Annotated in this window: 12 protein-coding genes and 1 pseudogene; 8 read left to right on the top strand and 5 right to left on the bottom strand. The window is 78.9% G+C overall.

All coding sequences use genetic code 11. The features are described 5' to 3' along the window. The 4 genes and pseudogenes from J5O08_RS19550 to J5O08_RS19565 all read right to left on the bottom strand — a co-directional run. A pseudogene (locus J5O08_RS19550) lies at positions 1–334 on the bottom strand (hypothetical protein); the annotation flags it as partial. A 233-nt stretch (positions 335–567) separates the two neighbouring features. Then, entirely contained in the window at positions 568–1,410 is an 843-nt protein-coding gene (locus tag J5O08_RS19555; RefSeq protein ID WP_218708578.1) for a formate/nitrite transporter family protein, read from the bottom strand. Positions 1,411–1,472: 62 nt separating this feature from the next. Then, positions 1,473–2,597, bottom strand: a complete 1,125-nt coding sequence (rlmC, locus tag J5O08_RS19560; protein WP_218708580.1) for a 23S rRNA (uracil(747)-C(5))-methyltransferase RlmC — start codon at positions 2,595–2,597, stop codon at positions 1,473–1,475. Between the two features lie 58 nt (positions 2,598–2,655). After that, positions 2,656–4,098: an NAD-dependent malic enzyme gene (locus J5O08_RS19565; protein WP_218708581.1), complete on the bottom strand. Its 1,443-nt coding sequence runs from the start codon at positions 4,096–4,098 to the stop codon at positions 2,656–2,658. Between the two features lie 88 nt (positions 4,099–4,186). Between J5O08_RS19565 and J5O08_RS19570 the strand changes: the two genes are divergently transcribed. Next, a complete protein-coding gene (locus tag J5O08_RS19570) occupies positions 4,187–5,098 on the top strand; it encodes a cell filamentation protein Fic (RefSeq protein WP_308281736.1) in 912 nt (303 codons plus the stop codon). Between the two features lie 312 nt (positions 5,099–5,410). Here J5O08_RS19570 and J5O08_RS19575 read toward each other — a convergent pair whose 3' ends face one another. After that, entirely contained in the window at positions 5,411–6,295 is an 885-nt protein-coding gene (locus J5O08_RS19575; protein ID WP_218708582.1) for an HAD family phosphatase, read from the bottom strand. Between the two features lie 184 nt (positions 6,296–6,479). On the opposite strand from J5O08_RS19575, the gene J5O08_RS19580 reads away from it, so the two are divergent. The 7 genes from J5O08_RS19580 to J5O08_RS19610 all read left to right on the top strand — a co-directional run. Further along, positions 6,480–7,355, top strand: a complete 876-nt coding sequence (locus tag J5O08_RS19580; RefSeq protein WP_218708583.1) for a pilus assembly protein FlpE — start codon at positions 6,480–6,482, stop codon at positions 7,353–7,355. Continuing rightward, the gene (locus J5O08_RS19585; RefSeq protein WP_218708584.1) at positions 7,352–8,584 is read left to right on the top strand and encodes a TadA family conjugal transfer-associated ATPase; all 1,233 of its coding nucleotides are present in this window, start codon (positions 7,352–7,354) and stop codon (positions 8,582–8,584) included. The genes J5O08_RS19580 and J5O08_RS19585 overlap by 4 nt, the downstream gene beginning before the upstream one ends. A 103-nt stretch (positions 8,585–8,687) precedes the next feature. After that, positions 8,688–9,467, top strand: a complete 780-nt coding sequence (locus J5O08_RS19590) for a type II secretion protein F (protein WP_255590258.1) — start codon at positions 8,688–8,690, stop codon at positions 9,465–9,467. After that, positions 9,460–10,002 (top strand): type II secretion system F family protein, encoded by a 543-nt coding sequence (locus J5O08_RS19595; protein WP_218708585.1) that lies wholly within the window; start codon positions 9,460–9,462, stop codon positions 10,000–10,002. The genes J5O08_RS19590 and J5O08_RS19595 overlap by 8 nt, the downstream gene beginning before the upstream one ends. 263 nt (positions 10,003–10,265) lie before the next feature. Further along, entirely contained in the window at positions 10,266–10,520 is a 255-nt protein-coding gene (locus J5O08_RS19600; protein ID WP_308281737.1) for a DUF4244 domain-containing protein, read from the top strand. A gap of 35 nt (positions 10,521–10,555) precedes the next feature. Then, positions 10,556–10,873 carry a TadE family type IV pilus minor pilin gene (locus J5O08_RS19605; RefSeq protein WP_308281738.1) on the top strand — a complete coding sequence of 106 codons (318 nt, stop codon included), beginning with the start codon at positions 10,556–10,558 and terminating at the stop codon, positions 10,871–10,873. Next, a partial coding sequence (locus J5O08_RS19610) for an Rv3654c family TadE-like protein (protein ID WP_308281739.1) occupies positions 10,870–11,287 on the top strand: 418 nt, incomplete at its 3' end. The genes J5O08_RS19605 and J5O08_RS19610, both read left to right, overlap by 4 nt.

Consider the following 11,287-nt stretch of genomic DNA (forward strand, 5'->3'; position numbering starts at 1 on the left):
CGGGCGCGGGCGGGGTGGGCGCCGGGCGGGACGCGCGGTGCGCGCTGGTGCCGCGGGAGGGGGTGCCGGTGCCGCGGGAGGCGGCGGCGGTGCCCGTGGCGGGGGTGGCCTCGGCCGCCGGGACGGCGGGCACCCGCTCGGTCGGCGTGGTCGTCGGGCGCGTCGCGTCGCCGGTGCCGGAGGCGGTCGACGCCACGGCAGCGCCCTCCGGACGCGGGGCGCCCGCGTCCGTGCCGGCGGCGTCGGGGGTGCCCGGTTCCGACGCGCGCTGCTCCGCGGTGTCGGGCGCGGTCGACGGCGTGTCGTCCTGCTCGCGGTCCGAGGTGCTGCTCATGTCTGCTCCCTTGTCGCCGGCTCACGGTGCGCGGGGCAGGAGCGTCGGGCGCCTCCCGCGCAGCGGGTTCGGTGTCGACGCGGCCGCGCTGGTCACGTCGGTGCTCCGTCCGACCGTAGAGCGCCGGGTCGCCGCCCGCCCCACGGCGCGCCCGAGATGTCCGAATCCCGGGGGGATGTCCGGTCCGAGCTCGGTGTCCGCCCCGTGGAGTGGAGGGTCTGGCCGGACCGGCCTCAGCGCGTCGCGGCCGCCAGCGCCTCGGGCTCCGGCGCCGCCGCCGGGTCGGCGGGGGCGGCCGGCACTCGGGGCGGGGCCGCCGCGACCGCGTTCGCCGCGCCGACCAGCAGCCCGCCGCCGACCAGGTTGCCGAGCCCGACGAGCAGCACGTTCCGCGCGAACTCCGCGACGGTCGCCCCCTCGAGCCCGCCGACGAGGCCGAACGAGAACGTCGTCATGTTCGCGACCACGTGCTCGAAGCCCGAGGTGATGAACACCATCACGCACGCGAAGATCACGACGATCTTGGCGACCTCGTTCTGCAGCCGGCCCGCGCACCAGATCGCCAGGCAGACCATGAGGTTGCACATGACGCCGCGGAAGAACAGCTCGGTGCCGGACTCCTCGGCCTTGTGGGCGATCATCGACGCGATCATCCGGCCCGCCGGCCGGTCGGGTCCCAGCGCGCCGGACAGGTGCAGGACCACCGCCAGCACGAACGCGCCCAGCAGGTTGCCGACCAGGCAGGCCAGCAGCGTCGCGCCGGCGCGCGCCCAGGAGATCGCCCCGCGCATCGCGCCCTGGGTGAACACCATCATCCCGGAGGTGGCGAGCTCGCCTCCGGCGACGACGACGATCGTCAGCGCGACGCCGAAGACGAGGCCCTGCACCAGCGGGGTGAACCCCGAACCGACGTCGGCCAGCGGCCCGCCCGCCGTCGCCATGATGACCACGCCGAGCCCGATGTACGCGCCGGCGAGCATGGTGTTCACGAGGTAGACGCCGGGGCGGCGGGCGAGGTCGGTCTTCGCCCGGGCCGCCTGCGTCTGGTAGTCGAGGGCCTCGGCGACGCTGAGCATGCGATCAGGGTCCTGCGCCGCGGGAGCCCAGACGTGGGACGAAAGGCACGACCGCGGGCGCGTCAGTCCCGGGACAGCGCGACGACGACCTCGTAGTGCCCGGTCTGGGGGAACATGTCGAGCAGCCGGCCCCGGCGCGGCCGGAGCGACGGCATGGCGGCGAGGTCCCGCGCGAGCGACGCGGCGTTGCACGACGAGTAGACGACGTCCCGCACGCCCGACTCCTCGAGCCACCCGGCGAGCGCCGGCCCGATCCCGCGCCGCGGCGGGTTCACGACCACCAGGTCGGGCGGGGCCGCGGCGCCGAGCGCGAACGCGGTCGCGTCGCCCGCGGCGAACCGCACGCCCGCGAGGTCGAGGTCGTCCCGGCTCTGCTCGGCGCTCGCCACGGCCTCGGCCGACGTCTCGATGCCGACGACGGTGCGCCCCGGCCGCGCGACGTGCAGCGCGAAGCCGCCGACGCCGCAGTACAGGTCCCACACCGAGCGCGGGCCGGCGGCGTCCACCCACTCCCGGCCGATCCGGTACAGGGCCGCCGCGACGTCGGTGTTCGTCTGGAAGAAGCTCTGCGGCCGCAGGTGCAGGTCGACGTCGTTCACCCGCATCCGCAGCGTCGCCCGCTCGGTGAGCACGACCTCGGTGTCGCCCTCGAGGACGGCCTTGTGCTCGGGGAGCAGGTTCGCCGACACCACCACGGCGCGGGGCAGCGCGGCCAGCAGCCACGGCAGGTGCTTCCGCAGCCGGGGGAGCGCCTCGGACGACCGCAGGACGAACCGCACCATGAGCTCGCCGTCGGGCGACTCGGTGACGAGCACGTACTTGAGCTCGCCGCGCCGCGTCGGCACGTCGTACGGCACCAGCCGGGCGAGGGTCACGAACTCCGCCAGCACCGGCAGCGCGGCCTGCAGCGAGGCGGGGTACAGGCCGCAGTCGCGCAGGTCGACCCCCGTGCCGCCCGGGTCGAGGATGCCGAGCGTGGGGGCGTCGACCGTGCCGCCGACGGCCATCTTCGCCTTGTTCCGGAAGCCGGACTCGGCGCTCGCCACCGGGGGCAGCCAGTCGAGCGGCCCGAACGGGTCGACCAGGTCGCGGCACCGCTCCTGCTTGGCGGCGAGCTGGTCGGCGTAGGGCTGCTCGATCCAGGTGCAGGAGCGACACCGGGCGGCGTCGAAGTGGTGGCACTGCACCGGTCGATCGTACGGGCGCGCGGGCGCGCACCCCGGGTCGCGGCGGCCCCGGCCGGGCTCAGATCCCGGGCACCGGCACGACCGCGACCGAGCCCGTGTCGGCCCGGGGGCCGGCGATCGCGCCCGCCACCTGCGCCACCGCCGCGGCCACCGTGGACGCGACGTCGGGGTGGAACACGCTCGGGATGATGTACGCCGGGTTCAGCTCGTCGTCGGTCACGACGGAGGCGAGGGCCCGCGCCGCCGCGAGCAGCATCGCGTCCGTGATGACGTGCGACCGCGCGTCGAGCAGCCCCCGGAACACGCCCGGGAACGCGAGCACGTTGTTGATCTGGTTCGCCACGTCGCTGCGCCCGGTGCCGACGACCGCCGCGTACCGGGCCGCCTCGGCGGGGTCGATCTCCGGGCGCGGGTTGGCCATCGCGAACACGATCGCGTCCCGGGCCATCGTCGCGACGTCCTCGCCGGTGAGGATGTTCGGCGCGCTCACCCCGATGAACACGTCCGCCCCGGCCAGGGCGCCGCGCAGCTCCCCGGTGACGCCGCGGGGGTTGGTGCGCTCGGCGATCCAGCGCAGCTCCGGCGACGCCAGCGCGCGGCCGGTGTGCACGATGCCGTCGATGTCCGCCACCACGACGTCGTGCACGCCCGCCGACAGCAGGAGCTTGAGCACCGCGGTGCCCGCCGCGCCGGCGCCGGACAGCACCACCCGGACCTGGTCGATCTGCTTGCCGACGACCTTCAGCGCGTTGGTCAGCGCCGCCGTCACGACGATCGCCGTGCCGTGCTGGTCGTCGTGGAACACCGGGATGTCCAGGCGCTCGCGGAGCCGGCGCTCGACCTCGAAGCACCGGGGTGCGGAGATGTCCTCGAGGTTGATCCCCGCGAACACCGGCGCGACCCGCACGACCGTCTCGACGATCTCGTCCACGTCCTGGGTGTCCAGCGCCAGCGGGAAGGCGTCGATCCCGGCGAACCGCTTGAACAGCGCCGCCTTGCCCTCCATCACCGGCAGCGACGCCAGCGGCCCGATGTCCCCGAGCCCGAGCACCGCGCTGCCGTCGGTGACCACGGCGATCGTGTTCCGCTTGATCGTGAGGCGACGCGCGTCGTCCGGGCGGGCCGCGATCGCCTCGCACACCCGCGCGACCCCGGGCGTGTAGGCCATCGACAGGTCGTCGCGGTTGCGCAGCGGCACCTTGGACTCGATCGACAGCTTGCCGCCGAGGTGCATGAGGAAGGTCCGGTCGCTGACCCGCTCCACGTCCACGCCGGGGAGCGCGCGCAGGGCCGCGACGATCTGCGCGGCGTGCTCCTCGCCGCTCGTGGCGCACGTGACGTCGACCGTCAGGCGCTCGTGGCCCGACGCCGTGACGTCGAGGGCGGTCACGATGCCGCCCGTCTGCTCGATGGCGGACGTCAGCTCGGAGACGGCCGTCGGCCGGGCCTCCACGTGCAGGCGCGCGGTGATGGACGAGGACACGCTCGGCGTCGAGGGCATGGGGTCAGTGTGACCCGGAACACGCCCGCGCGCCCACGTCGGCGCCCCGGCGAGCCGCCCGCCGGGTGCGCGCTCGTAGGGTGGCCGCGTGCTGCCCGTCGCCCCGTCCTCGCCCCCGCCCGCGGGCGACGACCCGCTCGCGCCGCTGCTCGACCTGGCCGGCGTGCGCGAGGCCGTCGACCGGGCGCGGACCGCCTGCGAGGAGCTGCGCTGGCACGAGGCGTTCCGGCGGCGGTGGCGTGAGGTCAGGGCCGAGGCGGACGTGCGGGCGGCGCGCGCCGGGGCGGCGGTGGACGGGGCCCGGGTGCCGCTGGACGTGCTGCGCGGGGTGGCGACGGGCGTCGGCCGGGTGGGGTCGGGAGGCGATCCCGGCCCCGCGGCAGGCGGTGACTCGGCCGACCTGCGCGTGGCCGTCGGCGCCCTGCGGGCCACGGCGCTCGCGGCCACCTGGCGGCCCGACCTCGGCGCCCGCGCGGCCGACGCGCTGCCCCCGCTGGGCCAGGTGCTCGCGCGCCTGCACGCCGCGGCCGGCGCCGGGTGGCTGCCCGAGGCGGACCTGGGCCGCGTGCGCGCCGGGGACGCCGCACCCCGTGACCTGACGGGGCTGGGTGCGGCCCCCGACGGCCCCGCGGCCGCCGAGCGGCTCGCGCTGCTCACCCGCACCGTCGGCACCACCCGGGCGCCCGCGCTCGTCGTCGCCGCGGTGGTGCACGGGGAGCTCCTGGCGGTGCGGCCGTTCGCCGCGGCCAACGGCACGGTCGCGCGGGCGGCGGCGCGGCTGCTGGTCTGCGCGCGCGGGCTCGACCCGACCGGCGCGGTCGTGCCGGAGGCGGGGTGGGCGGCGGCGCCGCTGCCCTACCTCGCCACCGCGGCGCGGTTCGCGACGGGGACGCCGGAGGGGGTGGCCGCGTGGATCGGGGCGTGCGCGGACGCGGTGGTCGCGGGCGCGGACGAGGGGCGGCGGGTGGCCGACGCGGTGCTCGCGGGCCGGCTGGGCTGACCGGGACCCGGTCGTGGGCCGGCGACGCTCGCCCGGGAACGAACAACGGCGCCCGGGGAGGACGCCGTTGCCGAACGGACGACCGCGGGGGTTATCAGGCGTGCACTGGGTCAGTCGAGACGGGGTCGAGCCCGTTCGACGCGTCCTATGCGTGGACGGATCGCGCGTGGGTTCCCTCGGGCCGTTCTGTTGTGCTGCCCATCACAGCCGCTCGAGGGCCGTCTGGGAAGGGCTCACGGCGAACTCCCAGGTCGGTCCGAGCCGCCGCCCGGATGGCGGGACGGCTGCCCGGATGCCGGACGGTGCGGGGGCTCACGCGCGGCGTCGCCGGTGTCGGGCGGCTCGCGCGGTCCTGACGGCCCACGTGGTGAGTCCCGCGGCGGCGACCAGGGCGGCGGCACCCGCCACCAGGACCCCACGCCGGGCGGCCGGGCCGGTGAGCTGCCGCAGCGCGGCGCGCCGTCGACCCGCCCCGACCGCCACGTGCCGGCGGAACACCAGCGGCGTCCACCCCTCCCGGCCCGCCAGCCGCCGCAGCGCGCGGTCCGGGTTCACCACGTACCCGTGGCCGACCACGCGCAGCATCGGCGCGTCCGTGGCGGAGTCGGTGTACGCCGACGACGCGGCGAGGTCGTACCCGCGGCGCTCCGCGAGCTCCCGCATCGCGTCGGCCTTCGCGGGGCCGTAGGCGTAGAAGGCGATCTCGCCGGTGTACCGCCCGTCGGCGACGCCCATCCGGCTGGCGATCACCTCGTCCGCGCCGATCAGCTCCGCGATCGGCTCCACCAGCTCCGCGCTCGACGCCGACACGACCACGACGTCGTGGCCGGCCGCGTGGTGCTCGGCCACCAGGTCCAGCGCCTCGGCGTAGACGACCGGGCCGATCGCCTCCTGCAGGCTGGCGGCCACGATCGACGACACCCGCTCGACGTCCCAGCCCGCCACCATCGCGGACAGCTGGGCCCGCACGCGCTCGGTCCTGCCCTCGGTCGCGCTGCCGAGCAGGAACGCGAGCTGGGCCGCCGCGGAGCGGAGCGCCGCCCGCCGGGTGAGCAGGCCGCCGGACAGGAACGGGCGCGCGAACGCGCTCGCCGCCGACGTCGCGATGACCGTCTTGTCGAGGTCGAAGAAGGCGGCGGCACGCGCGGGCGGCGCTCCGCCGACGGGGGGCGCGGGCGAGGTGGGGCGGTGGGTCATGGGGACGGGTGCCTCCTGCGCCGAGGATATCGAGCCCCACCGGGACGACCACAGAGGCACGGTGCGTGCGTCGTCCCCAGGAGCAGGGCGGGCGGCCCCCGGCCGGCGCGGCGGGGGCGGCAGCCTCGGAGCACGCGGGAGCGGCGGTCCGGGTCGGCCGGGCCGGTGACCGCCGGGAGGTGCAATGGCGGGGAGCGAGCGGCCGGCGGCCGGGGCCGGGGTGGTGGGCGTGGTCGGCGCGCGCGGCGGTGCCGGGGCCACGGTGACGGCGGCGGCGCTCGCGGCCGAGCTCGCACGGCGCGGCACGGCGGTGCTGGTCGACACGGGGCCAGGGCCGTCGGTCGACACCGTGCTCGGGCTCGAGGCGCACCCCGGCCTGCGCTGGCCGGACCTGGACGGCGCTCGCGGCGCGGTCGACCCGGCGCTGCTCGCCGGCAACCTCATGCGCTGGGGCCGGTGCGGGGTGCTGCCGACCGACGACGCCCGTCCCGGTCCGCCGCCACCGGCGGCGCTCGCCGACGTGCTCCGCGCGCTCGCCGTCGCGCACGGGTCCGTCGTGCTCGACCTGGACCGGGCGGCGGTGCTCGGCGCCGCGGTGGAGGCCGGCGGGCCGGTGGCGGGGGACGCGCCGGTCGCGGGGGACGCGCGAGCGGTGGGGGACGGGCCGGCGGGGACGGGTGGGCCGGCTGACGCCCGAGGGCTGGCGGGCGCGGCGGCGGCGGTCGGCGCGGGTGAGGGCCCGGCGCTGCGAGGGGCGACGCTGCTCGCCGCCTGCCGGACCGTGCTCGTGGTGGTGCCGCGCGACGTCCCCGCGGTCGCGGGCGCGCGGCTGCTGCGGGACGGGCTCGTCGGCGCGGGTCGGCGCGTGGGCGTGGTCGCGCGGGCGCCCGCGCCGGGCGGCCTCGGGGTCGAGGAGGTCGCGGCCGCCGTCGGGCTGCCGGTGGTGGCCTCCCTGCCCTGGGCGCGCGGGCTGGGTGCCGCGGTCGACAGCGGGGTCGGCCCGGCGCTGCCGTCGGCGGCGGCCCGGGCGGTCCAGCGGCTCGCGCGGCGGCTCACGTGACGGCCGGCGCGGTCGTCCGCGACCTCGGCGACGACGGGCACGGGGTCAGGGGCCTCGTCGCGAGCGTCCGGCAGCGGCTCGCCGCGGAGGGCGGACCGGTGACCGGCGCCCGGGTGTCCGCGGCGCTGCGCGAGAGCGGGCGCGTGCTCGGCAGCGCCGCGCTCACGGAGCTGGACGCCGTCGTCCGCGCCGAGATCGTGGGCGCCGGACCGCTCCAGGCGCTGCTCGACGACCCGGCGGTGACCGACGTGCTCGTGAACGGTCCCCGCGACGTCTGGGTCGAGCGGGACGGGCGGCTGCAGCGGGCCGCCGTCGACCTCGGGGACGCCGCGCGGGTCCGGGCGCTCGCGGTGCGGCTGGCGGCGGCGGCCGGCCAGCGCCTCGACGACGCGCGGCCCGCCGCCGACGCCCGCCTGCCCGACGGCACCCGCCTGCACGCCGTGCTGCCGCCCGTTGCCGACGGCTGCGCGCTGCTGTCTCTGCGGGTGCTCCGGCACCGGGCCTTCACCCTCGACGACCTGGTCCGGGACGGCACGGTGCCGGCCGACGCCCTCGGGGTGCTCCGCGCGCTGGTCACGAGCCGGTCGAACCTGCTCGTCTCCGGCGCCACCGGCACCGGCAAGACCACCTTGCTCTCCACGCTGCTGTCGCTCGCCGACCCGGGGGAGCGGATCGTCCTGGTGGAGGAGGCGGGCGAGCTCGCGCCCCGGCACCCGCACGTCGTCCGCCTGCTCGCGCGTCGGCCCAACGTCGAGGGCTCCGGGGGCGTCGACCTCGGCGACCTGGTGCGCGAGTCGCTCCGGATGCGACCCGACCGGGTGGTGCTGGGCGAGTGCCGCGGGGCCGAGGTCCGCGACGTGCTCAGCGCGCTCAACACCGGCCACGACGGCGGCTGCACCACCGTGCACGCGAACGCGGCGGCGGACGTCCCGGCCCGGCTGGAGGCGCTCGGCGCGCTCGCGGGGCTGTCGCGGGAGGCGCTCGCGGCGCAGGCGGCGAGCGCGGTCCACGCCGTCCTGCACCTGCGCCGGGACCGGGGCCGACGCCGGCTCGCCGAGATCGCCACCATCGGGCGCGACCCCGGGAGCGGGACGCTGGTGGTCCGCACCGCGCTCGCGGCCGGGTCCGACGGAGAGGTCGTTGCGGGGCCGGGTTGGGCGGGGCTCGCCGGGCGCCTGGCGCGGGTGCTGCCCACGGGGAGCCCGGTCGCGGTGGACGGGCCCCGGTGAACGCGGCTCGAGTGGGCGAGGACCGGGTGGACGCGGCTGCCGCGGGCGCGGTCCCGGTGGACGGGACCGCGGTGGGCGGGCCCCCGGTGGACAGGGCCCCGGGGTGAGAGGAACGGCCGGCGGCGTGCTCGTGGTGGTCCTGACCGCCGGGGTCGTGCTCCTCGGCGGAGGGCCGGGTGCGTCGGCCCGGCGGCGCGCGGAGCGGCTCGGGCCGACGGGGACCACGTCGAGGCGGCACGACCCGCCACCGTGGTTGCGCGTCCGACGGCGCGCCGGCCCGGAGCCGGCGGCGCTCCTGGGTGCCGTCGTGACGGGCGTCGCGGCCGAGGTCCGCGCCGGCCGGTCGCCGGCGGACGCGTGGCGGCTCGTGCTCGGCGTCCCCGTCGGCGCCGACGGCGTCCCCGCGGCGGCCGACGTCCTGGCGGCGATCGCGCCCGGGCGCCCCGGGCGCCGGCGTGCCGGACCCGAGACCGCGGTGGTGCGTCGGCGGGTGTCCGGCGTGCTCGCCGCCGGCAGGCTCGCGGCCGAGCTCGGCGCACCGACCGCGGGCGTCCTCGACGAGTGCGCCCGCACGCTCGCGGCGGACGCCGACGCCGAGACCGCCGTGCGCGCCGCCCTCGCCGGGCCCCGTCAGACCACGGCGCTCCTGACCTGGCTGCCCGCGCTCGGGGTCGCCCTCGGCACCCTGCTCGGCGCCGACCCGCTCGGCACGCTCCTCGGCGGTGGGCCGGGCACGGCGGCCGGCGTCGGCGGGGTGGTGCTGACGCTGCTCGGCCGCCGGTGGACGGGGCGCATGGTGGCCGACGCGCGCGCAGCCGGACCGGGGTCGGCGGCCGGGGTGGGCGCGCGGGTGCGGGTCGTCGCGGACGGGCGCGGTGCCTGAGGCGCTGCTGGTGCTGCTCACGGCGGCCGCCGCGCACCTGCTGCCGCGTCCCCGGGCCCGGCGCACCGGCCCCGGTCCCCGACGGCACCCCGACCTCGCGGACGCCGACTCCGGGGACGTCGACCTGGTGACGGTGGTCGACCTCCTCGCGGTGGCCGTGAGCGCCGGGGCGAGCGTCCCCGGGGCGCTCGCCGCCGTCGGAGCGGCCCTCGGCGGCCGGCCCGGCCGGGACCTCGTCCGGGCCGGCGACGCGCTGCTGCTGGGGGAGCCGTGGGTCGCCGCGTGGGCCCACGCGGCGGACGTGGCCGCCGTCCTCGACGGTCTCGAGGCCGCGTGGCGGACCGGGGCACCCGCCGGCCCGGCGCTGCGGGCGTCCGCGGCCGGGCTCCGGCGCACGCGCGAGCGTGCTGCCCGCGAGGCGGCGGGGCGCCTCGGTGTCCGGCTGGTCGTGCCCCTCGGGCTGTGCTTCCTGCCGGCGTTCGTGCTGGTCGGTCTCGTGCCCGTCCTCGCGTCGCTGGGCCGCGGCCTGCTGTGAGCCGTTCGCGCGGGGGGCCTCTCCGCCGACGACGTCCGGGCGCGGCGGTGAGCGGGCGGGCGGGACGGTGAGCGGGCGGGCGGGACGGCGAGCGGGCGGGCGGGACGGCGAGCGGGCGCCGAGTCCTCCACAGCCGCGGTCCGGGTGCGCGGTCCCCAGCTGGTGCCTCGCGGCCCGACGCGGGGCCCGCGGGTCTCGCCAGGGTCGGTCGTGCCGGTCGACGGGCGACCGGCAGCGAGGACGGGAGGTCCGAGATGCAGCAGGTGAGCAGTGCGCGGGCGGCGTGGGCGCATGCGCGCGGTCGCGTGGCGGGCGTGGCGGGGCGGGTGCCGGCGGGGCTGCGGCGTGCGAGGGCGCGGTTCGCGGGCACGACCCGGGACGCGGGTCTGGCGACCGCGGAGTACGCCGTCGTGATGATCGCCGCGGTCGGGTTCGCTGGGCTCCTGGTGGTGATCCTGCGCAGCGCGGAGATCCGGGAGACCCTGACGAACCTGGTCCGCGACGCGCTGTCGGTGTGACCGGTGCCCCGCGGTCGGAGCGGGAGCGCGGCTCGGTGACCGCCGAGTTCGCGGTCCTGCTCCCGGCCGTCGCCCTGCTCCTGGGGGTGGTGGTGGCGCTCGCGGCGTGCGCGTCCGCGCAGCTCCGGTGCGCGGACGCCGCCCGGGTGGCCGCGCGGGTCGCGGCCATCGGCGAGGACGACGCGGCGGTCGCGTCGGCGGCGCGGCGCGTGGCCGGCGCCGGTGCGCGCACGGCGGTCGTCCGGGACGACGCGTGGGTCGCCGTGACCGTGGAGGCGACGGTCGGCCCGGCGCTCCCGCTCGTCGGCGGTCTCACGGTGCGGGGTGCGGCCACGGCGTGGGTCGAGCCGTGACCGCCCTCCGGGAGGCGTCGCGCCGCGCGCCCGGCCGTGCCGGGCTGCGGGGTCGGGGCGGCACGCGGGACCGCGGGTCCGCCTCGGTGCTCGTGGTCGGGCTCGTCGGGGTGGTGGTGCTGCTCGCCGGGACGCTCGGCCTCCTCGGCGTCGTGCAGGCCGCGCGAGGCCGAGCGCAGGCCGCGGCCGACCTGGCCGCCCTCGCGGCGGCCGAGCGCCGGCTCCGCGGGCACGCCGACCCGTGCGGCCTCGCCCGGGAGGTGGCGGCCCGCAACGGTGCCGCGCTCGCGGGCTGCACCGCCGTGGGGGAGGGCGACGTCCACGTCCGCACGACCGTGCGGACGGTGGTCGGCGACGCGGCGGCCGAGGCGCTCGCCGGTCCGCGCCGCGCGGTCGGGCGCCGCGCGGTCGGGC

This window comes from Cellulomonas sp. PS-H5 (assembly GCF_019265565.1).
Lineage (GTDB): Bacteria > Actinomycetota > Actinomycetes > Actinomycetales > Cellulomonadaceae > Cellulomonas.

What these genes read in the sequence shown, in the direction of transcription:
- J5O08_RS19580 (WP_218708583.1), top strand. Translation starts at nt 6,480, where the DNA reads ATGGCGGGGAGCGAGCGGCCGGCGGCCGGGGCCGGGGTGGTGGGCGTG.
- J5O08_RS19575 (WP_218708582.1), bottom strand. Translation starts at nt 6,295, where the DNA reads ATGACCCACCGCCCCACCTCGCCCGCGCCCCCCGTCGGCGGAGCGCCG.
- J5O08_RS19565 (WP_218708581.1), bottom strand. Translation starts at nt 4,098, where the DNA reads ATGCCCTCGACGCCGAGCGTGTCCTCGTCCATCACCGCGCGCCTGCAC.
- J5O08_RS19555 (WP_218708578.1), bottom strand. Translation starts at nt 1,410, where the DNA reads ATGCTCAGCGTCGCCGAGGCCCTCGACTACCAGACGCAGGCGGCCCGG.